General features: G+C 45.9%; 22 protein-coding genes. 15 read left to right on the top strand and 7 right to left on the bottom strand.

Going from position 1 to position 23,864, the window contains the following annotated elements; all coding sequences use genetic code 11:
- Window positions 1-14 precede the first annotated feature (14 nt).
- Complete coding sequence (locus tag QJR74_RS00740; RefSeq protein ID WP_304372731.1) at window positions 15-1,526, bottom strand: YifB family Mg chelatase-like AAA ATPase; 1,512 nt, start codon at window positions 1,524-1,526, stop codon at window positions 15-17.
- Window positions 1,527-1,798: 272 nt separating this feature from the next.
- Here QJR74_RS00740 and ilvL point away from each other — a divergent pair, with 272 nt between their 5' ends.
- From ilvL to ilvA, 6 genes are all read left to right on the top strand, one after another.
- Complete coding sequence (ilvL, locus tag QJR74_RS00745) at window positions 1,799-1,897, top strand: ilv operon leader peptide (protein WP_304372732.1); 99 nt, start codon at window positions 1,799-1,801, stop codon at window positions 1,895-1,897.
- 147 nt (window positions 1,898-2,044) lie between these two features.
- Window positions 2,045-3,691 (top strand): acetolactate synthase 2 catalytic subunit, encoded by a 1,647-nt coding sequence (ilvG, locus tag QJR74_RS00750; protein ID WP_304372733.1) that lies wholly within the window; start codon window positions 2,045-2,047, stop codon window positions 3,689-3,691.
- Window positions 3,688-3,945: an acetolactate synthase 2 small subunit gene (gene ilvM / locus QJR74_RS00755; RefSeq protein ID WP_304372734.1), complete on the top strand. Its 258-nt coding sequence runs from the start codon at window positions 3,688-3,690 to the stop codon at window positions 3,943-3,945. The genes ilvG and ilvM overlap by 4 nt, the downstream gene beginning before the upstream one ends.
- A gap of 16 nt (window positions 3,946-3,961) precedes the next feature.
- A complete protein-coding gene (locus QJR74_RS00760; protein ID WP_304372735.1) occupies window positions 3,962-4,891 on the top strand; it encodes a branched-chain amino acid transaminase in 930 nt (309 codons plus the stop codon).
- Window positions 4,892-4,954: 63 nt separating this feature from the next.
- The gene (ilvD, locus tag QJR74_RS00765) at window positions 4,955-6,805 is read left to right on the top strand and encodes a dihydroxy-acid dehydratase (protein WP_304372736.1); all 1,851 of its coding nucleotides are present in this window, start codon (window positions 4,955-4,957) and stop codon (window positions 6,803-6,805) included.
- Between the two features lie 4 nt (window positions 6,806-6,809).
- On the top strand, window positions 6,810-8,357 hold the full coding sequence (gene ilvA / locus QJR74_RS00770; RefSeq protein ID WP_304373928.1) for a threonine ammonia-lyase, biosynthetic: 1,548 nt from the start codon (window positions 6,810-6,812) through the stop codon (window positions 8,355-8,357).
- Here ilvA and ilvY read toward each other — a convergent pair whose 3' ends face one another.
- Window positions 8,358-9,242: an HTH-type transcriptional activator IlvY gene (gene ilvY / locus QJR74_RS00775; RefSeq protein ID WP_304373929.1), complete on the bottom strand. Its 885-nt coding sequence runs from the start codon at window positions 9,240-9,242 to the stop codon at window positions 8,358-8,360.
- 155 nt (window positions 9,243-9,397) lie between these two features.
- Between ilvY and ilvC the strand changes: the two genes are divergently transcribed.
- The 3 genes from ilvC to QJR74_RS00790 all read left to right on the top strand — a co-directional run bounded on the left by ilvC (window position 9,398) and on the right by QJR74_RS00790 (window position 12,172).
- On the top strand, window positions 9,398-10,876 hold the full coding sequence (gene ilvC, locus QJR74_RS00780; protein WP_304372737.1) for a ketol-acid reductoisomerase: 1,479 nt from the start codon (window positions 9,398-9,400) through the stop codon (window positions 10,874-10,876).
- 146 nt (window positions 10,877-11,022) lie between these two features.
- Window positions 11,023-11,772, top strand: coding sequence for a 2-phosphosulfolactate phosphatase (locus QJR74_RS00785; protein ID WP_304372738.1), 750 nt, complete (start codon window positions 11,023-11,025; stop codon window positions 11,770-11,772).
- 22 nt (window positions 11,773-11,794) lie between these two features.
- A complete protein-coding gene (locus QJR74_RS00790) occupies window positions 11,795-12,172 on the top strand; it encodes a nuclear transport factor 2 family protein (RefSeq protein ID WP_304372739.1) in 378 nt (125 codons plus the stop codon).
- A 217-nt stretch (window positions 12,173-12,389) separates the two neighbouring features.
- Here the strand turns inward: QJR74_RS00790 and QJR74_RS00795 are convergent, their stop codons facing one another.
- From QJR74_RS00795 to QJR74_RS00805, 3 genes are all read right to left on the bottom strand, one after another.
- On the bottom strand, window positions 12,390-13,724 hold the full coding sequence (locus QJR74_RS00795; protein WP_304372740.1) for an MFS transporter: 1,335 nt from the start codon (window positions 13,722-13,724) through the stop codon (window positions 12,390-12,392).
- Window positions 13,725-13,943: 219 nt separating this feature from the next.
- Window positions 13,944-14,954, bottom strand: coding sequence for an inner membrane protein YhjD (gene yhjD, locus QJR74_RS00800; protein WP_304372741.1), 1,011 nt, complete (start codon window positions 14,952-14,954; stop codon window positions 13,944-13,946).
- A 55-nt stretch (window positions 14,955-15,009) separates the two neighbouring features.
- Window positions 15,010-16,500, bottom strand: coding sequence for an aminotransferase-like domain-containing protein (locus tag QJR74_RS00805; protein ID WP_304372742.1), 1,491 nt, complete (start codon window positions 16,498-16,500; stop codon window positions 15,010-15,012).
- A 141-nt stretch (window positions 16,501-16,641) separates the two neighbouring features.
- Here QJR74_RS00805 and QJR74_RS00810 point away from each other — a divergent pair, with 141 nt between their 5' ends.
- Window positions 16,642-17,226 (top strand): LysE family translocator, encoded by a 585-nt coding sequence (locus QJR74_RS00810; protein ID WP_304372743.1) that lies wholly within the window; start codon window positions 16,642-16,644, stop codon window positions 17,224-17,226.
- Window positions 17,227-17,260: 34 nt separating this feature from the next.
- Here the strand turns inward: QJR74_RS00810 and mqo are convergent, their stop codons facing one another.
- Together mqo and QJR74_RS00820 are read right to left on the bottom strand one after the other, a co-directional pair.
- Window positions 17,261-18,886, bottom strand: coding sequence for a malate dehydrogenase (quinone) (gene mqo, locus QJR74_RS00815; RefSeq protein ID WP_441007620.1), 1,626 nt, complete (start codon window positions 18,884-18,886; stop codon window positions 17,261-17,263).
- 378 nt (window positions 18,887-19,264) lie between these two features.
- Window positions 19,265-19,513, bottom strand: coding sequence for a DUF1158 family protein (locus QJR74_RS00820; RefSeq protein WP_304372744.1), 249 nt, complete (start codon window positions 19,511-19,513; stop codon window positions 19,265-19,267).
- A gap of 247 nt (window positions 19,514-19,760) precedes the next feature.
- Here QJR74_RS00820 and mntP point away from each other — a divergent pair, with 247 nt between their 5' ends.
- The 5 genes from mntP to QJR74_RS00845 all read left to right on the top strand — a co-directional run bounded on the left by mntP (window position 19,761) and on the right by QJR74_RS00845 (window position 23,813).
- The gene (mntP, locus tag QJR74_RS00825) at window positions 19,761-20,333 is read left to right on the top strand and encodes a manganese efflux pump MntP (protein ID WP_304372745.1); all 573 of its coding nucleotides are present in this window, start codon (window positions 19,761-19,763) and stop codon (window positions 20,331-20,333) included.
- 30 nt (window positions 20,334-20,363) lie between these two features.
- A complete protein-coding gene (locus QJR74_RS00830) occupies window positions 20,364-20,726 on the top strand; it encodes a protease inhibitor I42 family protein (RefSeq protein ID WP_304372746.1) in 363 nt (120 codons plus the stop codon).
- 170 nt (window positions 20,727-20,896) lie between these two features.
- Window positions 20,897-22,732 (top strand): ABC transporter ATP-binding protein, encoded by a 1,836-nt coding sequence (locus QJR74_RS00835; RefSeq protein ID WP_304372747.1) that lies wholly within the window; start codon window positions 20,897-20,899, stop codon window positions 22,730-22,732.
- Between the two features lie 77 nt (window positions 22,733-22,809).
- Window positions 22,810-23,313, top strand: coding sequence for a TIGR00645 family protein (locus QJR74_RS00840; RefSeq protein ID WP_304372748.1), 504 nt, complete (start codon window positions 22,810-22,812; stop codon window positions 23,311-23,313).
- A gap of 68 nt (window positions 23,314-23,381) precedes the next feature.
- The gene (locus tag QJR74_RS00845; RefSeq protein ID WP_304372749.1) at window positions 23,382-23,813 is read left to right on the top strand and encodes a DUF2946 domain-containing protein; all 432 of its coding nucleotides are present in this window, start codon (window positions 23,382-23,384) and stop codon (window positions 23,811-23,813) included.
- The last annotated feature ends 51 nt before the right edge of the window (window positions 23,814-23,864 follow it).

Consider the following 23,864-nt stretch of genomic DNA (forward strand, 5'->3'; position numbering starts at 1 on the left):
GGTGGGCCCTTTTTTTATTGGTATAGTTGCGCTAGGTATTGAACAATACGGTCAGTGTACCGATAACTTAATGCCTCCTGTAACGCTGATCGAGTTACCTTAGGCTCACGGTTGAGGTCAGAAATGGTTCGTGCCACTTTTAAGAGATGACTAAGAGCCCTTTGTGATAGTAATAGTTGATGCAGGCAATCCTTCAACCAATCCCAATCTTCTGACGACAGCTGACAATATTGATTTATTTCACTCGCGTCGAGACGCGCATTTTCTTTCTTTTGTCGTTCAATCTGACAGGCTCTTGCTGACAAAACTCGCGCCTTAACTGTTAGGCTGGATTCATTGTCGAGTAATGTCGAACTCTCTGACGGAGCTGAAACCTCTATAGACAGTTGAAAGCGGTCAATTAACGCCGTTGAGAGTACCTCTACGCTTTTCCCTAAGGTGCGTCGAGTATTCTTAGCCTTCAATTCCGGCAGAGCATAGTAATAGGGTAGGTTGGTTGCTGCGATTAATTGAAAGATGGCCGGATAGGTAACCTGTGTTCTAGCACGTGATAGGAGAACATAACCTTGTTCCCATGGTGTCCTCAACGCATCTAATGTTTTCTTGTCGAACTCCAGTAATTCATCTAGAAAAAGTATCCCACGATGAGCGAGTGTAATTTCACCAGGTGAATCGGGATGAGTACTTCCAATTAGTCCAGCCGCCGTAACGCTGTGGTGCGGACTTCGGAAAGGGCGTGATAGTGGCTGAGACAAAGTGTTTTTAGAAAAATTTTCTACTTGGGCTATAGCGATCTTTTCTTCATGTGTTAGCTCGGGTAGCAGACCGGGTAGACAACGAGCTAACGTTGTTTTCCCAGTACCAGGAGGGCCAACCATTAATAAACTATGTCCACCCGCTGCAGCGATTTCTAAGGCACGTTTAGCATGATGGTGTCCAACGATGCTTTGCAAATCAATAGTAGGGTATTCAATATCATCGGTTAGGTTTTTAGGTTTTTTTTTGATGAGGCTCACTTCGTTTTGAAGATAGCGGCAAACTTGTCGAAGATTCTCGGCATAATAAACACTATCGTCAGCGAAAATTAATTCGGGTGAAAGGAGTTGTTGAGCGACGACAATTTGATGTTTCGCATCAGATGCCGCAAGCATAGCGGAAATAGCCCCCTTACAGCCGGTCAGTGAGCCATTGAGCGACAAGCCTGCATAAAACTCAACATGACCTTGACGTTTCAACTGAACCTGTCCTGAGGCGATAAGTATTGCTAGGGCTATGGGCAAGTCATAGCCATTAGTGTCACTGAGTTGAGGGCTGGGTGTTAGGCTTAATGTTATTTTTCTCGCGGGGAAGTGATAGCCACTATTTAGCATGGCACTACGCACTCGTGCTCTAATACCACGTGAAGTGCTATCAGAGAGTCCGACCAAAATAAATCCAGGTAAACCTTGGTTAATATCAATCTCAATCTTGATTCGTGTGGTATTTATGCCAACGACATAACGAGTATAAACTTCTGCTAGTGACATGAACGTCTCCCCCTCATAGAAGCATGCTAAGAAATAAAAGATTTTGCTATCAATCAGATTTCACGTTACGAGACTCGTCGATAAATTAAGTAACAATTTCAGGATATTTTATTTTTTATGATATTTATCTTTTAATTCAGAGTAATCATGGGGTTATCTGCCTATGATGAAGATTGAGTCTTATTGCTAGGTAAAAAAACATTGCATCATAGCCAAAAACTATGATAACTCTGTAGGTATTGATTCGATTAAGATGAATATCTGAACTGATTATGAAAGCCCTTTTACGAGTGATTAGCCTTATTCTCATTAGCGTGGTGGTGGTGATTCTCCCATCCTGCGGGGCTACGTTCGGAAGAGAAAAGGCTTAAAAATCAAGTCGTAATCTTAAGAAAACCCCCGCACTTAATAGTCCGGGGGTTTTTTTTTGGTCCAAACACAACAAAATAATAAAATCTGAGGTGACAGAGTTTTCAGCATAAAATTCTGTATAACCCAAAAAATGCAGAGGTTTAGTGATGACTGGAGCGCAGTGGGTAGTTCATGCTCTGAAAGGGCAAGGAATAAAGACGGTATTTGGGTACCCCGGTGGAGCGATCATGCCAGTGTATGACGCATTGTATGACGGCGGTGTTGAACATTTATTATGCCGACATGAGCAAGGTGCGGTGATCGCGGCAATCGGTTATGCGCGTGCGACGGGAAAAACGGGCGTCTGTATTGCGACGTCGGGACCGGGAGCAACTAATCTGATTACCGGTCTGGCTGATGCCATGATGGATTCAGTCCCAATTGTCGCCATCACAGGCCAAGTCTCTTCGGCGGTGATTGGTACTGACGCCTTCCAAGAAATCGATGTACTCGGCCTTTCCTTGGCTTGTACTAAGCATAGCTTTATGGTTCAAAGTGCTGAGGAGTTACCACAAGTTTTAGCGGACGCCTTTGCAATTGCTCAATCAGGTCGTCCCGGCCCTGTGTTAGTCGATATCCCTAAGGATATACAAATGGGCGCTGCAGATTTTCAACCTGTTCTTAGCGCAGTATCAGAAGACGATGCTTCTTTTCAAGGCTCACTCGACGAAGCGAAGGATTTATTGCTGAAGGCAAAGAAACCCATTGTTTATATCGGTGGTGGAGTCGGGATGGCTGGCGCGGTTTCTGAGCTAAGAACCTTTTTATCGGCTACCTCTCTGCCTTCTGTATGCACCTTAAAGGGGCTGGGAGCGGTTCCCCATGCTGAGCCCACCTATCTAGGGATGCTGGGAATGCACGGCAGTAAGGCGGCAAACCTAGCCGTTCAGGAAAGTGACTTACTGATTGCTGTGGGTGCACGTTTTGACGACCGTGTTACCGGAAAGCTTGATACTTTTGCCCCCAATGCCGCAGTGATTCATATCGATATCGATCCTGCAGAGTTAAACAAATTACGTCGGGCGCACGTTGGATTACAGGGAAGCATTGCAGCGATATTACCTGAGCTGGCGACGACATTATCAATCGCCCCTTGGTTAAAACATGTTGTAGACCTGAAAACGGAGACCGCTCCTGATTATGATCACCCCGGTGCGCCCATTTTCGCTCCTGCATTGCTAAAAAAACTAGCTGAAAAAATGCCTCACAGTGCTGTTGTGACCACGGATGTTGGCCAACACCAAATGTGGGCAGCACAACATATGTTTTTTAACCAGCCGGAAAACTTCATCACATCAAGTGGGCTCGGCACAATGGGGTTTGGTTTACCTGCAGCGATTGGAGCCCAAGTGGCGCGTCCCCAAGACACAGTGATCTGCGTATCGGGTGATGGGTCGATCATGATGAATATCCAAGAACTGGGAACCATAAAGCGCAAGCAGTTACCGGTAAAAATTCTACTATTGGATAATCAGCGGCTGGGTATGGTACGTCAGTGGCAGGAACTGTTCTTTGAAGAACGTTATAGCGAAACATTACTGACAGATAACCCTGATTTCTTAATGCTTGCTTGCGCTTTTGATATCCCTGGTAAAAGCATTAGTAGAAAAGATGAGATCGATGCGGCACTAGACGAATTCTTAAAAGCGCCGACGGCTTATTTTTTACATATTCAAATTGATGAAAACGAAAATGTTTGGCCTCTCGTTCCACCGGGTGCGAGCAACACTAATATGATGGAGAAAAGCGCATGAATCAGCATCAACTTACTATCGCCGCAAGTCATCGTCCTGAAGTATTAGAGCGCATCTTAAGGGTGGTACGTCATCGTGGATTTGAAATAAAAACGATGCAAATGGCACAAACTTTGGGTCTTGAGCAAATTAACATCGAAATGACAGTCGCCAGCCACCGTGCTATTGAGTTACTTTCGACACAGTTGACTAAATTAATCGACGTTGACAGCGTTAACGTTACTCAAAATAAAACACAACAAATACGTGCATAATCGTAAGGGACAGACAATGAGTACAAAAAAAGCAGAATTCATTTGGTTTAATGGCGAAATGGTAAAATGGGAAGAGGCAAAAGTTAGCGTTATGTCTCACGCCCTGCATTACGGCACTTCAGTCTTTGAAGGCGTTCGTTGCTACGATTCGCACAAAGGCCCTGTGGTTTTCCGCCACCGTGAACATATGCAACGTCTACACGATTCAGCCAAAATCTATCGCTTCCCGATTACCCAATCTGTCGACGAATTAATGACAGCATGCCGTGAAGTATTACGTAAAAATAATCTAAAAAGTGCTTACATCCGTCCTCTAGCATTTGTTGGTGATGTGGGACTGGGTGTAAACCCTCCAGACGGTTTTAGTATGGATGTAATTATCGCAGCCTTTCCATGGGGCGCTTACTTAGGTGCAGAGGCCTTAGAACAAGGTATTGATGCGATGGTTTCTTCTTGGAATCGCGTGGCACCGAATACGCTTCCTACCGCAGCCAAAGCAGGTGGTAACTACCTATCCTCATTATTAGTAGGGAGCGAAGCACGTCGCCATGGTTATCAAGAAGGTATCGCCTTAGATACTCAGGGTTATATTTCTGAAGGGGCAGGGGAAAACTTATTCGAAGTTAAAGATGGTGTTTTATTTACGCCACCTTTCACCTCTTCGGCGCTACCCGGTATCACTCGCGACGCCATCATCACGCTAGCAAAATCACTGGGTATTGAAGTACGTGAGCAGGTGTTGTCTCGTGAGTCACTTTACTTAGCTGATGAAGTCTTTATGTCGGGTACGGCGGCAGAAATTACTCCGGTAAGAAGCGTAGATGGTATTACTGTTGGCGCAGGCAGACGAGGACCTGTGACTGAGCGTATCCAACAAGCCTTCTTCGGTTTATTCACCGGTGAGACGGAAGATAAATGGGGCTGGTTAGATCCGGTCAACGCGTAATATTATTCATTTTATAACGGGCATGATGAGCCCGTTTTTGCTGTTATTTGGAGTAGATTGAGCATGCCTAAGTACCGTTCTGCAACCACCACCCATGGCCGAAATATGGCTGGCGCTCGTGCCTTATGGCGCGCAACTGGAATGACCGATGATGACTTTGGTAAGCCTATCATCGCTGTTGTCAACTCCTTCACCCAATTCGTCCCGGGCCATGTCCATTTACGGGATCTCGGTAAACTGGTCGCGGAACAAATTGAAGCGGCGGGCGGCGTAGCAAAAGAATTTAATACTATCGCGGTCGATGATGGTATCGCCATGGGACATGGCGGAATGCTTTATTCCTTACCTTCACGCGAACTCATCGCTGATTCTGTGGAGTATATGGTTAATGCTCACTGTGCTGATGCCATGGTCTGCATTTCAAACTGCGATAAAATCACGCCAGGAATGTTAATGGCGTCAATGCGCTTAAACATCCCCGTCATTTTTGTCTCGGGTGGACCGATGGAAGCCGGTAAAACTAAGCTTTCTGATCAAATCATCAAACTCGATTTGGTCGATGCGATGATCCAAGGCGCTAACCCTAACGTGAGTGATGCCGACAGTGAACAGATTGAGCGCTCAGCTTGCCCTACTTGTGGTTCTTGTTCAGGCATGTTCACCGCTAACTCGATGAACTGTTTGACTGAGGCCCTAGGTCTTTCGCAACCAGGTAACGGGTCACTCTTGGCAACACACGCTGATCGTGAGCAATTATTTATCAATGCGGGTAAACGTATTGTTAGTCTGACTAAGCGTTATTATGAACAAGACGATGCCAGCGCTTTACCTCGTAATATCGCTTCAAAAGCGGCATTTGAAAATGCGATGACCTTAGATATCGCGATGGGTGGATCAACAAATACCGTATTACACTTACTGGCTGCGGCACAGGAAGGGGATATAGATTTCGATATTTCCGATATTGATCGTCTATCCCGTCAAGTTCCGCACCTATGTAAAGTCGCGCCAAGTACCCAAAAATATCATATGGAAGATGTGCACCGTGCAGGAGGGGTTATCGGTATTCTTGGCGAGCTTGACCGTGCCGGGTTATTAAAAACCGATGTGCCGAATGTATTGGGTTCGACGCTAAAAGAGACCTTAGCGCAGTACGACATCATGTTGACTCAAGACGAAGCGATCAAAACCATGTACCGTGCAGGGCCTGCGGGGATTCGTACAACCAAAGCGTTTTCACAATCTTGTCGTTGGGATACGCTGGATGATGATCGCCAAAACGGCTGTATCCGTGAGCGCCAATATGCCTTTTCACAAGATGGCGGACTCGCGGTACTCTACGGAAACTTGGCAGAAAAGGGCTGTATCGTTAAAACCGCAGGGGTAGATGAAGAAATTCTGACCTTCCGTGGCCCGGCTAAAGTTTACGAAAGCCAAGATGATGCTGTCGAGGCAATACTCGGCGGTAAAGTTGTGGCGGGCGATGTGGTTGTTATCCGCTATGAAGGACCGAAAGGCGGTCCGGGTATGCAAGAAATGCTCTATCCAACGACCTACTTGAAATCAATGGGATTAGGCAAACAATGTGCCTTAATCACTGACGGTCGTTTCTCTGGTGGCACCTCTGGACTCTCAATTGGGCACGTCTCTCCTGAGGCAGCGAGTGGCGGCATTATCGCGCTGGTGGAGGAAGGGGATATGATATCGATCAATATCCCACAACGTGGTATCACATTGGATATTAGCGACGCGGAACTTGCCGAGCGCCAAGCTGCACAAGTTCAGCGTGGCGAGCAAGCCTATACGCCAAATAACCGTGAGCGTGAAGTTTCCTTTGCGTTGCGTGCCTACGCGTCCTTAGCAACCAGCGCTGACCAAGGTGCGGTGCGTGATAAGAGTAAACTTGGGGGATAAGTCGATGGCGACAGTAAAACCCTTGCCTGCTGAGCCATCAGCAGGCGAATATCTTCACGCCATCCTGCGCTCTCCGGTGTACGATGTTGCGCAGGTCACGCCGTTGCAAGTGATGAATAAGCTTTCAGATCGTTTGGGTAACACCATACTGGTTAAGCGTGAAGATCGTCAGCCCGTGCATAGTTTTAAACTGCGCGGCGCTTATGCCATGATTGCGGGGCTAAGTGAAGAGCAAAAAGCCCGGGGAGTCGTGACGGCTTCGGCAGGAAACCACGCACAGGGTGTTGCACTTTCCGCGGCAAAATTAGGTATCAAGTCGAAAATTGTAATGCCGCTGGCGACAGCGGATATCAAAGTTGATGCGGTGCGAGCTTTTGGTGGAGAAGCACTGTTACACGGTGCTAACTTCGATGAAGCGAAAGCTAAAGCGATTGAGCTGGCGGCAGATCACGGCCTGACCTTTATACCTCCCTTCGACCACCCTTCAGTGATTGCGGGGCAAGGTACTCTGGGCATGGAACTCCTTCAGCAGGATGCACACTTAGACCGTATTTTTGTGCCGGTGGGTGGTGGAGGCTTAGCTGCAGGGGTAGCCGTCTTAATCAAACAGCTGATGCCTGAGATTAAGGTGATTGCTGTCGAAGCCAGTGACTCGGCTTGCTTAGCTGCTGCACTGGAAGCCGGACAGCCTGTTGAACTACCACGTGTAGGCCTCTTTGCTGAAGGGGTGGCAGTCAAACGTATTGGTAGCGAAACCTTTCGTTTATGTCAGCAATACATTGATGATATTGTGACGGTTGATAGTGATGCTATTTGCGCCGCGATGAAAGATCTATTTGAAGATGTACGGGCGGTTGCTGAGCCTTCTGGCGCGTTAGCCTTGGCTGGAATGAAGAAATACATTCAACAGCATAGTATTGAGGGGGAACGGCTCGCGCACGTTCTCTCTGGTGCGAATGTTAATTTTCATGGCTTACGCTATGTATCTGAACGCTGCGAGTTAGGTGAGCAACGTGAGGCTCTCTTAGCAGTAACTATCCCAGAACAGCAAGGAAGTTTCCTTACCTTTTGCCAAACATTAGGTGGGCGCTCAATTACTGAGTTTAACTACCGTTACGCTGATGAAGGGAAAGCCTGTATTTTTGTCGGCGTCAGATTGACGCGAGGCGATGACGAGCGAAAAGAGATAGTGACTCAGCTTCAAAACCATGGCTATCAAGTTGTTGATCTCTCTGATGATGAAATGGCTAAGTTGCATTTGCGTTACATGGTTGGTGGGCGTCCAAGTAAAGCTTTAGAAGAACGTCTCTTCAGTTTTGAATTCCCTGAGTCGCCTGGTGCATTACTCAAATTTTTGGAGACTCTTGGGACACATTGGAATATCTCGTTGTTTCACTATCGCAGCCATGGCACCGATTATGGGCGAGTCTTAGCAGGATTCGAGCAAAACCCGCGCGAAACGGATTTTGAACCTCACCTCGATGCTTTAGGCTATGCCTATCACGACGAAACAGAAAATCCAGCGTTTAAATTCTTCTTAGCAGGAAAATAGCTAGAGAAGATTCCAAAAAGCCTCAATCAGCGGCTCTCGTAGCCGCTGTTTTTGTACACAGATCCCCAATTCTAATGGTGCGCCTAAATCTTCTCCCTCTAGCATCATGATCCGGTTACGGACCATCTCAGGGCTATTTTCAATCACTACCGCCGGAAGTAGTGCGACTCCGCAGCCAAGTGCAACCATGGAAACAATAGCCTCATGCCCCGCCACAGTTGCGTAGATCATTGGGTTTGGTAAACGTTGACGGCGAAACCACAGGTCGATACTGCGTCTAACAGGTCCCTGTTCTGGAATGATAAAAGGGATCTCTTGCCAATTGCGTGCTTCGTGGTTCATCGCTAACTGACGTACAGGGCAAGGGAGTGCAGGGGCGATCATCACGAGAGGCAATGTCGCAAGAGGGGTAAAATCTATCCCGCTTGGGAGCGAGAGAGGTTTACCGGCAATTGACACATCGGCATGGCCTGAACTGACAATTTCGACTGCATCAGCAGGGTCACCCGTGAATAATTTAATTTCGACTTGCGGGTGGACGATTCTAAATCGATCTAATATGGGGGGTAAATGGCTATAAGCCGCAGTGACTGAACAGAATATTTTTAACTCTCCATTCAGAGAAGGACTATCTACTGCCATCGCGTGTTTCAACTGTTGATATTGCAATAACGTTTGCTGCGCAAATAGCTTTAATTGCTCGCCTGCTTCGGTAAGAGACACCGAGCGGTTGTCCCGTAGAAATAATGGGTAGCCTAGCTCATCTTCTAAGCGTTGGATCTGTCGAGAAAGTGTAGAGGGGCTGACATGCATTGCCCGGGATGTCTGCCCGAAATGGCAAGATTCAGCCAAATGGAGAAACAATTTTAAATCGCGTAAATCCATCATCACCATGCCTTTTAATGTTGCGTTAACTGCAATGTAATATTGTTAATATATCAATTTAAGCAATGCATTTCCTGTCATATGATGGGGTCATAATGAAACGACAGACGTTTCAATAATTACACAAAATATGCACAACATTATCTGGAGTATTCATGGCTAACTATTTCAATACGCTGAATTTACGTAATCAGCTGGCGCAATTAGGTAAATGTCGTTTTATGTCTCGCGAAGAGTTTGCTGACGAAGCTAACTACCTGAAAGGTAAGAAAGTCGTCATCGTCGGTTGCGGTGCGCAAGGTCTGAACCAAGGGTTGAATATGCGCGATTCCGGCCTAAATGTTGCCTATGCACTACGTCAAGAAGCTATCGATGAGAAACGCGCATCATGGCGTAAAGCTTCAGATAATGGATTCAAAGTTGGCACCTACGAAGAATTAATCCCTGAAGCGGATTTAGTCATTAACCTGACGCCAGACAAACAACACTCAGCAGTGGTTCAAGCGGTTCAACCGCTGATGAAAGAAGGTGCAGCGTTAGGCTATTCTCACGGTTTCAACATTGTTGAAGTAGGCGAAACGATTCGTAAAGATATTACTGTCGTTATGGTTGCACCGAAATGCCCAGGTACCGAAGTACGTGAAGAGTACAAACGTGGTTTCGGTGTACCGACACTGTTAGCAGTACACCCAGAGAATGACCCGCAAAAAGAAGGTTTGGCGATTGCTAAAGCTTGGGCGGCAGCAACTGGCGGCCACCGTGCCGGTGTTTTAGAATCCTCTTTCGTCGCTGAAGTAAAATCCGATTTGATGGGCGAGCAAACTATTCTTTGCGGTATGCTACAAGCCGGTTCAATCTTATGTTTCGATAAATTAGTCGCCGAAGGGACTGATGCCGCTTACGCTGAGAAATTAATCCAGTTTGGTTGGGAAACCATCACAGAATCCCTGAAGTTCGGGGGCATCACTCTGATGATGGACCGTTTATCTAACCCAGCGAAACTACGTGCTTACGCGCTGTCAGAGCAATTGAAAACGTTAATGGCACCACTTTTCCAAAAACATATGGACGATATCATCTCGGGTGAGTTTTCATCTGGCATGATGGCCGATTGGGCTAACGATGACAAAGATCTTCTGACTTGGCGTGAAGAGACGGGTAAAACGGCTTTCGAGAACGCGGCACAGTTTGAAGGTAAGATTGCTGAGCAAGAATACTACGATCAAGGCGTTGTGATGGTCGCGATGGTTAAAGCGGGCGTTGAATTGGCCTTCGAAACTATGGTTGATGCGGGCATTATTGAAGAGTCAGCGTATTACGAATCTCTTCATGAGTTACCACTGATTGCTAACACCATCGCGCGTAAGCGTCTGTATGAAATGAACGTGGTTATTTCAGATACCGCAGAATACGGTAACTACCTATTTAGTTTCGCAGCTGTCCCACTATTGAAAGACTTTATGGCTAACTTGAAGCCTGGTGATTTAGGGAAGCCTGCGACAACAGATAATAACGTCGATAATGCGCAATTACGTGAAGTGAACGAAGCCGTTCGTCATCACCCAATCGAAGAAGTGGGCCGTAAACTGCGTGGGTACATGACTGATATGAAGAGTATCGCCGTAGCAGGCTAATAGCTTGTAGCACCAGACATCTCTTTCAAGCCCCTATATTGTTTAACAATGTAGGGGTTTTTTTATTAGAGTAATGAACAGCGTGTTACGGAGTTAGTCACTGTAGTGTTAATTCATTCGCCCGAGCTTATCATTGAGGAATAGTGATGCACTGGTTCAGTCAGGGAAAATTTGAGATCCGTCTTGAGTGGGGCCTCTCCGCTGTAGAGAACCTTGGCAGTGAAGTCGACTGTGCGATTATTGTTGACGTTATGTCTTTTTCAACCTGCGTAAGTCTTGCGATTGATAAGGGGGCTTCTATTTACCCCTATCCATGGAAGGACGCATCAGCGATTGAATATGGTAAGGCACTCGGAGCGAGTACAGCGAATATAGATAGACGGTTTAGTAGAGAGGGATACAGCCTGTCACCTGCATCGATTAAGAATATAAGCAAAGGTGTAAAGCTAGTCCTTCCATCTCCTAACGGATCAGCGGTATCGTTTAAGGCAAGTGAGGCTGGTATTACCGTTTTTAGTGGTTGCTTTAGAAATATGACTGCCACTGCAGATGCTTGTCGTGCATTTAAGCGTATTTTACTTATTCCTTGTGGGGAGCGTTGGGCAGATGGCAGCCTTCGTCCTAGTATTGAAGATTACGTGGCCGCTGGTGGAATTATTGATGCGCTCAATCGTGAGAATTGTTCACCAGAGGCCCAAGCTGCTGTCGCTGTTTGGCGTCATTACCACGCGCAAAACTTGGCATTACTCCGAGACTGTTCATCTGGGGGAGAACTTATACAGCGAGGGTTTGAGGAGGATGTCGAGCTCTGCCTTGAGATCGATAGATCTACTCAAGCATGCTGTCTTCGTAATAATGCTTACGTATCAGCGTCAATACTTAAAGGTAGTGTTTAACAGAGTTAGTAGAGGATACGGCATGCTGGAAGAACAGCTGATATTACTAGAGTGCACTCTACACGGTGAGAGACGTTATGACCGAGCATGGCTGGAGCAGATTCTACATCCAAATTTTCAAGAAATTACTCGATCAGGCTTGATAGTTAACCGCTCGCAAACGATCTCATCGCTACTCGGCGAAAAAAATCCCCCACCAATCTCAAGTAGTGATTTCAGGCTCACCCAATTAGGCGAATACTCCGCTATTCTTCACTATAGATCGTCCTATGCGGACGGTAGCCACCAAGCACTACGCACTTCTCATTGGTTACTCACCGAAATACAACAGTGGGTACTCGTGTTTCATCAGGGAACCCCCGTGGCGAAGGATATTTGTCGACAAGCTCTAACGCGGTAAGACAACCAAAAGTTAAGTGTCTCGTAGAATGCTTAAAAGGCTCTGCAGGATTTATGAGGGTTCCTCATAAAAATTAACCTTTTAGTTGGGTGTGTTATTTCATAAATAATAAAAGAATGTTTAAGGTAAATTGTAGATTGATAAGGCACTCAATAGCCACCTTTTGAGAAGGTGGCTTTATCGATTGAAATCCTTTACCTAGGTAGGAGGCAACCTATCAAGAACGATATGAAGAGAGCATAGTGTGACGTGTTTCTTTACTTAGTATTAGCGCGATGAGTGTGAGTACTGCCATCGAAGCAAGATAAAGGCCCACAGCAAAGAGTCCCCATTTAGCATTTAACCAGGTCGCAATATAGGGCGCGACAGAAGCACCTAATATTGATGCTAAATTATAGGAGAAGGATGCTCCGGTATAGCGAACCTCAGTCGGAAAGAGTTCGGGTAACAAAGCACCCATAGGGCCAAAGGTTAAGCCCATGATGGTTAATCCTAGCGTTAAAAAGAGCATTACCAACCACTGCGATCCGCTGGCCAAAATAGTGGGGAATACTAAGGCGAATACGATGATCAATAAGGTAATAGTGATCATTGTAGGACGACGACCGAAGCGATCCGCCAAGATCCCGGCTATCGGGATCGCGATACCAAATCCGATCACTGCCACCATCAACATCCATAAAAAACTATTCCGTGAAAAACCTAATCCTTGCGGTACAGGAGCGGTTCCATAACTCATGGAATAAACAGTCATAATATAAAATAGGGTATAGGTGGCTAGCATAATGAAAGTACCGAGCACCATTGCGCTGAAGTGCTTCTTGAACAAGGTACTGATAGGTAGACTGACGTGTTGCTGTGCTTGTTGAGCTCGGGTAAAGACAGGGCTTTCATGCAAAGATACCCTGACATACAGCCCGATAATGACAAGAACTGCGGATAGGATAAAGGGTACACGCCATCCCCACTGCATAAATTGCTGGTCAGTCAGCAGCCATGAAAGCAGTAAAAAGGTTCCGTTAGCAAAGAAAAACCCGATTGGTGCGCCCAGTTGTGGGAAGGAGCCGTATAACGCTCTTTTCTTTGCAGGTGCGTTCTCCGTGGCGAGCAACGCCGCTCCGCCCCATTCGCCACCTAGACCTAAACCTTGACCGAAACGGGCAAGAGCGAGAAGAAGTGGTGCAGCCACACCGATTGTTTGGTAACTCGGTAATAAGCCGATTATGACCGTAGAAACACCCATCGTCATTAATGAAGCAACCAAGGTTGCTTTGCGGCCAACTTTATCGCCAAAATGTCCAAAGAGTGCAGAACCAATTGGACGAGCGACGAAGGCAATTGCGAAAGTCGCTAACGATTGTAATGTTGCAACCGTCGGATCGCCTTGCGGGAAGAATATATGGGGAAAAACAATTACCGCGGCGGTGGCGTAGATATAAAAATCGAAAAATTCAATTGCTGTACCGACTAAGGATGCGACGATCACTTTATTACGTGAGTTGATGGGGGGCGCTTGCTGAGAATGTTCAGCCAGAGTTTCTGAAGTTTGCATAATTCTATTTTCTTATTTTTGTTACATCGGAAAATCATATTACGCAGCCCTGACCGATGGTTCAATTCACCTCCAGTCAGCCAAATAAGATAAATAGCAAATAATCGCAGTAATATGGCGTTAAACAAACAATGTTAGAGGATAATTGAGAATAAGCTGGTGGGATACGCTGAAAATAGGCTAAAAAAAATGGTTTATTTAATTTAGCCTACCAAGCAGTTATTCAGTTACTGAAGCCTTATTTTCTTTATCAGTAGCGGGAGGATTAGCTGTGGCTATCCATGCTGCGCAGAACAACGTTAAGCGAGCAAAGAAATAGAAGAAGGCCATTAACCCTAATACTGAACCAAATGCCGCACCTGAAGGTGAAGAAGCTAATTTTGGGAGGGTAAAGGTCATAATAAACTTAATCAGCTCAAAGCCAATCGCCGCAAGTAAAGTCCCCCGGAATAGGGCTTTCTTATGAGGTTTATGACGTGGAAGTATCCAGAAAATCCACAAGAAGATAAGGTAGTTACAGCCTATAGAAATACACAGCGCGCTGACGGTAATCAACGGTCGCAGCCAACTAATATGATCTAATCCTAATGCACTAATGATCGTTGATTGCGCCGAACCCGCAATTGAGTTGAGGGAAATAGAAATCACTAATGCGATGACTAAGCCAGTTAGCGAGATAAAATCGCGCAAATACTTATGCCACATTTTCTCCTGATCTTTCGGTGCGCGCTCCCACACGTCTCGGGATTGAGCGCGAATAGCTTCGCGTAGATTACCGACCCAGCTGATCCCCGAATATAAGGCTAATAATAATCCCGTTATTCCGACTGTAGTACGTTGTTGAATCGCCGTATTGACCGTATTTTTTAAGGTCGATGTCAAAGTTGGATCGCTAATACTATTAACGATTTTATCAATCAACTCTGCAAGGAGTGCTTGGTTGGAAGCCAATACAAATCCTAATGCGGCAAAGGACACCATTAGAATAGGGATTAATGAAAGGAATGAGAAATAGGTGATAGCAGCACCGAATTGACTACCCAATCGATCGTTAAAGCGTTCAATAGCCCGTAAAAAATGAGCTACAGGTTTCAGAGAGGTAAACCAAATATAAAAGCGCGAAGCCTGCTTAATAGAATGATCGACTGAGGCATTCCCCGTTTTAATTGGAATGACCGACGCTTCGTGATCGTCATTATCCTTTTTCGAATTATTTTTTGTCTCAACCATAAAAATTCCATCATTGTGGTTTGGGCGATAAAAGTCTTGATTACTACAGTATAGCTTATGGTTCGCTGTATCCTTCATCGAGAGGGATTGTCCCCGTTATCTGGAAGTCTTGAGGGGGGATCCCCGTCATCTCACAGGCTAGTTCACCGGTACGGCGCAATGCATAACGGTAGCGTTCATCAAAAGGATAGCAGCAGGATAAGCGTAATGCATGATGGTAGTGCTCACTGAGTGAATAGAGAGAGCCAGGTGTAACGCAAATACGTTCATTCAATAACTGTTCGAATAAATCAACGGTATTAATTTTCCCCGGCAGCTCAGCCCAGAAAACGAAACCGCCCATTGGCCGAGTGGCTTGTGTACCTTCTGGAAAATAGCGCGAAATCATATCCCGCACTTTATCCATATTGCTAGCATAGCGTCTACGCAGTGAACGTAGATGGTGGTCGTAACCGCCATTAGCGATAAATTCAGCCAAGGTAGAAGTTAAAAGCGCCGACTCACCCAAGGTGCTTAGCCCTTTTAGGCGAGAGATTGCATCATGAAAACGGCCTGCCATCATCCAGCCAATACGAAAGTCAGGAGCTAAGGTTTTGGTAAAACTGGTGCAGTAGATTACCCAACCTTCTTTATCGAAGCTTTTTACCGCGGGAGATTCTGGGTTGTGGAATTGCAGTTCGCTATAAATACCATCTTCAATCACCGGTAATTGGTAGTGTTGTGCTAACTGCGCCAGCCGCTTTTTATCTGCGATAGAGGAAGTAAACCCTAATGGATTGTGGACTGTCGGGATGGTAATGAGTGCGGAGATCCGCTTCTCTTTCAGCATCAATTCAAGAACGTCCATCTTGATCCCTTGCCGAGGATCCGTGGGGATCTCGACGGCTTTCAATCCTAACTCTGCTAGTAAAGGAAATAGGAAAAAGTAGGTCGGACTTTCCACCCCAATACAATCCCCGGGAGAAGTGATAACCCGCAAGGCTAACTGAATTGCCTCTGAACAACCATGGGTGATGATGATCTCTTCGGCAGAGAGGGATAATCCTGAATAGAGGGCGCGTTTCGCAATTTGTTCGCGTAATGCTTCACCATTATTTGGGAGAGCATATTTGGAGATAATTTCAGGCTTTCGACGTAATAATGAGGCAGCAATTTTTGTTAGTTTAGCCGTGGGGAAAAAATCTTCATGCTGAGGGCAGGCGAGGGAAATATTTGTGTACGCCGGATTCCGTTGGGCTGCGAAAGCGGCTTCAATTAACGCCATTTTTTCTCGACCTAGCTCGCGGGGCTTTAACTGCCTAGGTGCCGAACTAGCGACCTCCGCTAATACGCTGCGTACGTAGAATCCAGATTGAGGTCTTGCCTCAACCAATCCTCGATTTTCTAAGCGTTGCCATGCCGAGAGTACTGTGTTGACACTTACCTGATGAGTTTCAGCAACACGCCTGATAGCCGGTAGCCTCTGACCTGCCTTGATTTTGCCTTGATGGATTAAGGTTGCAAATTCGTCGGCAAGTTGCTGATAACGAGTGGTAGCTGCTGTCATGGATACACCTGGTCGTAAGTTCGATGAGTACAATTTACTATAATTAAAATTGTACTCATTACAATAAACATTTTTTGTCTCTGTTACCATTTTTGTTGCTGAGGTAGCATAGCCACATTCTTTGTTTGCAGGACACCCATCATGCTCGATCCCTCTTATATTAGTTATGTCGTCGTTATGTCGGTCACACCTGGGCCAAATAATGTCATGTTGGCGACCTCTGGGGTTAACTATGGTCTGAGAAAGACCTTGCCCATGGTATTAGGGATTATCGCGGGGTGTTTAGTGCAATTACTCTTCTCCATCCTCGCCTTTGAACAGCTGTTACACTGGATGGCAATGATCCGCATCCCGCTAACGCTAGTGGGCAGCGGATACCTATTCTGGTTAGCGTGGAAAATTTTTCGTTCAGCAGCACCTGAACTCACGCAAGCTTCAACACCCATGAGTTTTTTTGGAGCCGTCATATTTCAAGCGGTAAATCCTAAAGCATGGCTGATGTGTTTGAACGTTGCACTGGTTTATGCTGCCGATATCCCATTGAGTTGGATGCTGCTGAGCTATGGCTTAATGACATTACCTTGCGTCATTATTTGGGCGATGCTCGGTGATAAGATGAGTGGACTATTACAAGACGCGAGTAAACGTTGGGTGTTTAATAGCGTAATGGCGCTAACATTGGTGATGACAGCAAGTTGGATGCTAGTCGAAGTGATCATGGCATAGTGTAAACGGCCTGCTTAAAGCAGGCCGTTTACTATTATACGGAGAGAGGTTCACTCTCAGTAACAGGGAGTGGGCTAAGTGTTAACGCGGTTTGCTCACTCTCTGGCGTTGGATAATCGAGTTCTAAGACTTCACTAGTATGTTTTAATACCTGCTCAGTCGCTTGTTCATCATCGTTAAGCGCGGTTTTCCAATAGGGGATTAATTGCTTAATCTTCTGTTGCCAGCTTTCTGAAGCAATTTCATCCTTAAAGATCCTACCCATCACCTCGAGCATTGCTTGTGCAGCGGTTGACGCACCCGGCGACGCCCCCAAGAGTGCTGAAATCGTTCCATCCTGAGAGGTAATAATTTCGGTGCCCAGTTTTAAGGTACCACCTTTGCTTCCATCATTTTCAATCACTTGTACACGCTGACCGGCAACAACTAATCGCCAATCTTCCGCTTTAGCGTGAGGGACATATTCACGTAGTGCATCGAGGCGATCTTTATCGGTGAGTAAGACTTGCCCGATAAGATATTTCACTAAGCTGAAATTACGCGCCCCGACTTGCATCATTGGAATGATATTATTTGGCGTCATCGAGCCAAACATATCGAGTAAAGAGCCCTGTTTAAGGAATTTAGTCGAAAAGGTAGCAAATGGCCCAAACAGGAGCACTTGTTTACCATCGAGGACGCGTGTGTCGACATGAGGAACCGACATTGGCGGCGCTCCAACACTGGCCTTACCGTAAACTTTAGCTAAGTGCTGTTGGACTAATTCTTGGTTTTCAGTCACTAAGAAGGAGCCCCCTACGGGGAAACCCGCAAACTTTTTCGCTTCTTCAATCCCAGTTTTTTGGAGAAGGGGAAGTGCGCCACCGCCGGCGCCAATGAAGATATGTTTTGCGGTCAGGGTACGCGAGGTGTTATTCATCAGGTTATGCAACGTGACTTGCCACAAGCCATTCTCTAGACGCGTAATCGTCCGCACTTCTTGACGAAGTGATAAGGTGAAATTATCGCGTTGGCTTAAGCTCTCAATGAGCTGTTTAGTAAGTTCACCGAAATTCACATCAGTCCCGAAAGGGGAGTGGGTCGCAGCCACTTTCTCTCCTGGTCGACGCCCTTTCATAATCAGGGGTGCCCACTGTTGGATCGTTTCCGCTTTGTCAGAAAAGGTCATTCCGCGGAATAAGCAACTGTTACGTAAACTCTCGGCGCGCTTTCTTAGGAAATTGACGTTATCATCTCCCCACACAAAGCTCATATGTGGCGTAGTATTGATAAAACTGCTCGGTTTACCCAACCGACCCTGCTCTACCAATGAAGCCCAAAACTGACGAGAAACCATAAAGGCCTCGTTAATCGAAATCGCCTTAGAGATATCAATCGAACCATCTGCACGTTGCGGCGTATAATTCAACTCCGCGAGCGCCGAGTGGCCGGTCCCAGCATTATTCCAACCATTTGAAGACTCTTCTGCAACGCCAGGTAGGCGTTCAACCATCTCAAGACGCCAAGTCGGTTCAACTTCTTGCAATAAAGTACCTAAGGTTGCGCTCATAATTCCCGCACCGATCAATAACATATCGAGGGGAGAAGATTCGGGTACATTAGCAGTCATAGCGTGGCTCGCACTCATAGAGAGTGGTAGATGTAGTGGTGATTTCGACATGAGGCAATATCCTCTTCTGTAAGACGCCGATCCGCTTACAGCGTGGTGACAGTAAATGAAGCTCTCGGTAAGATACCGATAAATATAACATTTCCCGCTTTAATTTAAACATCGGATTTAAAGTATTTTTTGAAAAAAAAATACAATTCAAATAGCTTAAAAATCATAATTGGGTCTATTTTTTTAATAAAAAAATCAATAGATTATTATTTAATTCTACTATTATTAGCGAGTTTAAGGTGACTATTAACTATATTGCTAATATTCAAATTTTTATTCTATAAGCTAATGATAATCATCAACATAATCATACAGCAATCGATAATGTGATTTATGTCACATAGTGGTTAATTAAGTGTTAAAATTACCACTAATTGATCAAGAAGCGTTGGAGATAAAACGCCGCCAGATAAATCGGATAAGTAAATATTCCAACGTTCCTAGAAAGAGAAACCATAGAGCGAAAACGATAGTATAAAGCTGATTCAGGTCCATGAGATGGAACCATTGCATCATTGATTTGGCCAAACCAATGCCAAACGTCGGCGCGGGCAGCAACAGTGCCGACAAAAAGCCGAGTAGTAAAATTCCTGCAGGGATGAAGAGGGTTTCAAGTGGGTTTTTCATAAGGCACTCATGTTTTCTTCACGCTGAGCGTGATTCTAGCTAATCATAAAGTCGAAACTAATTTTACCAAGAATATCCACAGCTTGCGCCTCGTTTATGTATTAGGGTAAAAGTTATAGCCTTTGCTATACTTAACTCTATGATTTTATTGCTTTTTTATTTCCCCCTTTGCATGGTAGACTCCTCTGCATAATGATTTCCCGATTAGGGAAAATGACTGTTACTTTGTAAAGCTACTCAGATTACTATGAATATACTGACCACACTTATTCTTGCCTTAGGCATGTCGATGGACGCTTTTGCCGCAGCCTTAGGTAAAGGCGCTGTACTTAAACAGGTGACCTTTAGAGAAGCCCTCCGTACAGGACTGATTTTCGGTGTGATTGAAACATTGACGCCCTTACTGGGGTGGGCCCTCGGTATTGCTGCAAGTAAATATGTGATGGCTTGGGACCACTGGATCGCCTTTGTATTACTCACCGTTCTCGGTGGTCGTATGGTTATAGGTGGATTGCGCCATCGTAATGACGAAAATATCAGTGCCCCAGAACGTCACGGATTTATGGTACTCGCCTTAACAGCCGTAGCGACAAGTTTAGATGCACTCGCTGTTGGCGTTGGGCTCGCTTTTCTGCAAGTAAATATTGTGCTGACTGCGTTGACCATTGGGATTAGTACAACCGTTATGGCAACTACCGGTATGTTAATCGGGCGATTTATTGGGCCAGTCTTGGGTAAATGGGCAGAAATTTTAGGCGGTATTGTGCTCATCGGCATTGGTACTTCGATTTTGGTTGAACACCTCGGTTTACTTAACTAAAGCGGCTCGGGCTCAAGGATATATATCAATATGAAAGTAATGACTAGTCTGTTTACCGGTGCCATGATGCTTTTATCATTACCCCTATTTGCCGCACAGACCCACCCTAAAATTGAAGGCGCTAAGGGCAAACTTATTCAATTTTCCGTTGAGAGTAACCCGACGACAGGTTACCAGTGGATGATTAGCAGGCTTCCTCAGGAATTAATGTTTGTATCGAGCGATTATCAGCAAAATAAGGACTGCCCTAAAGGTGCGGTAGGTTGCCCAGGTAAGCAAACCTTCACCTTCCTAGCTCAACAAGCGGGTACCGCTAATTTAACGCTAATCTATGGTCGAACTTTTGATAAAACCTCTTGGCAAGAAATAACGGTACCGGTGATCATTAACTGAATTTCACCCTATCGGGCTATACCGTTGTGACCGATTCTACGGGGTCTTCTCTTTTACGCTCACTGCTTTCTGTGTAGCAAATTAGCCGGATAATCGTTGCAGAAAGCGGAAGTTCAGCAGATTTTACAGTAGACTTATCCATTCATGCACTGCATAGAGTCGATATAGTTATGATTTCTGAGCGTTTTGAACGATTGATTGATATTTTCCGCGAGGCCCCAAAGGCCGAGCCGCCTAGAACGATTGGCGCCTTCTACCTTTTCTATTTACGGCAAGTATGGCCCTGTTTTGCTGGGTTACTTGTGGTCGGTTTTCTGGGTGCACTGATTGAAGTCGCACTCTTCAGCTACTTAAGCACCATCATCGACCTTGTGAATCATAGCCAGCCAGCAACGATCTTCCGCGAGCATTGGCCGATTCTCTTGTGGATGGGGGCGGTCGCATTAGTGATCCGCCCGGTAATGATTTGGTTGCATGATTTGCTTATTCATCAAACCATTAACCCACGTATGACCAGCATGATCCGCTGGCAAAATCATCGCTATGTCTTACGCCAAAGTTTATCCTTTTTCCAAGGCGATTTTGCTGGACGTATTGCACAGCGTATTATGCAAACGGGTAACTCCGTCCGGGATTCTGCGGTACAGCTGGTCGACGCTATTTGGCATGTCTTAATCTATGCAGTGACTTCTCTGGTGCTCTTTGCCGAAACCGATTGGAAATTAATGATCCCATTAATTGTTTGGATGGTGGTGTACGTCGCAGCATTGCGTTATTTCGTTCCACGCGTCAAACAACGTTCAGTGGTCTCTTCGGAGGCACGTTCCAAATTAATGGGGTTCATTGTTGATGGTTATACCAATATTGCTACCTTAAAACTTTTCGCACACAGCGCACTGGAAGAGCAAAACGCCAAAGAGACTCTCCAAGATCAAACAGAAAAAACGCAGTTAGCCGGCAGAATGATTACGGCGATGGACGTTACGCTTTCTACTATGAATGGCGCCTTGATTGTGACAACGACTGGTCTGGCGTTGTGGCTATGGAGTCAATCATTGATCTCCGTCGGAGCTATTGCTTTAGCGACAGGGCTAGTCATCCGCTTGGTTAACATGTCTGGATGGATCATGTGGGTGGTGAATGGTATTTTCGATAATATCGGCACTGTTCAAGATGGAATGAAAACCGTCTCTCAACCCCTTAGCGTGCAAGATATACCGCAGGCGAAGCAGCTGCATGTCACACAAGGCGAAATCGTCTTCGATCATGTGCGTTTTGGTTACTCGAAAGAACGGACCATTATCGATGACCTTAGGTTAACCATCCACCCGGGCGAAAAAATTGGCTTAATCGGTTCGTCAGGAGCCGGTAAGTCGACCTTGGTGAACCTATTATTGCGAATGTACGACGTTGATCAGGGCAAAATCAGTATTGACCATCAAGATATTGCGCAGGTCACTCAAGATAGTTTACGCAGTCAAATTGGGATGATCACCCAAGATACGTCGCTGCTTCATCGCTCTATCCGGGATAACCTGTTATATGGTCGTCCTGAAGCGACTGAGGAAGAGCTTGCCACGGCAATTATTGGCGCGCGCGCCGACGAATTTATCCCCCAGCTTTCCGATAACGAAGGGCGCGTCGGTCTGAATGCGCAAGTCGGAGAGCGAGGCGTTAAATTATCCGGTGGACAGCGTCAGCGGATTGCAATTGCCCGCGTGCTATTAAAAAATGCGCCGATCTTGATTATGGACGAAGCGACCTCAGCGTTAGATTCTGAGGTCGAAGCAGCAATACAGGAAAGCTTAGAATCGCTAATGAGCGGTAAAACTGTTATCGCTATTGCACACCGCCTCTCCACTATCGCGCGTATGGATCGTCTTATCGTATTACACCAAGGAAAAATTGCCGAACAGGGCACTCATCAACAATTATTGGCGCAGCAAGGCATCTATGCCCGTTTATGGCAACGCCAGACCGGCGGATTTGTGGGGGTTGATGAGTAATTGATAAAGATTAGTGGGTCAGTTTGAACGCGTGCTTTGCTATAATGGCCCACACGTCTTTTCATCCTCGGAATATTATGGAACGCTTTGTAGAAAATTTAATGTATGCCACCCGCTGGATTTTAGCGCCTGTCTATTTCGGCCTATCCCTTGGGCTACTGGCCCTGACGGTGAAATTTTTCCAAGAAGTCATTCACGTTCTCCCTGAGCTATTTACGGTAAGTGAAAATGACCTCATTTTATTATTACTTTCCCTGATTGATATGTCGCTGGTGGGCGGGCTACTCATCATGGTGATGTTGTCTGGGTATGAAAACTTCATCTCCCGGCTTGATATTGATGAGAGTAAAGAAAAACTGAGTTGGTTAGGTAAAATGGATGCGGGCTCGTTGAAAAATAAGGTCGCTGCATCAATCGTCGCTATCTCGTCCATTCATCTTCTGCGGGTTTTTATGGAAGTCCGCACTATCGATAATACGAAGATTCTTTGGTATGTCGTGCTACATGTCACTTTTGTTTTCTCTGCATTTGTGATGGGTTATTTAGATAAACTCTCTCGTTATGACAAAGCAGCACACTAATCATTAACGCCTATACCTTGGGGCAGTTTATACTCTCGCCCCAAGGCTTAATAAAATAGACCGCGCATATGTTCCTGACACCCGTAAAATATCGACTTGCAGCAGTACTTGCCGTGCTGTCGATTTTACTGTTGTTCATCGCGCCATTAATCTCGCAATCACTTTATCTCTATCATGCTTCCCACACCATGCACACAGAACCACGCTGCAGTGAGGATATGACGGGAATGGGGGATATGTCGCAGATGTCGGACGCGATGATGTCACACAACATGTCAGCGGATAAAAGCGATCACACCTCTCTACCCGCGTCAGGCATGGTCTGTGGTTATTGTGAATTACTGGTCCATTTCCCCTTCTTCGCCTGGATTGCTGCGGCTATCCTTTGGCTGCTAAGCGCTCTAGCGCTAACGCCGCCTCAGCTACCTTATCGCACCATTGTCTTAACGCCTTGTTATCCACCTCAGTTGTCGAGGGGGCCGCCGCGGGTCCTGAATTAAATCATTAGTGCACTGAATACAGTGCGTTGACTTTTTTCTTGAACCGTGAGA

The organism is Tatumella ptyseos, assembly GCF_030552895.1.
GTDB classification, from domain to species: domain Bacteria; phylum Pseudomonadota; class Gammaproteobacteria; order Enterobacterales; family Enterobacteriaceae; genus Rosenbergiella; species Rosenbergiella ptyseos_A.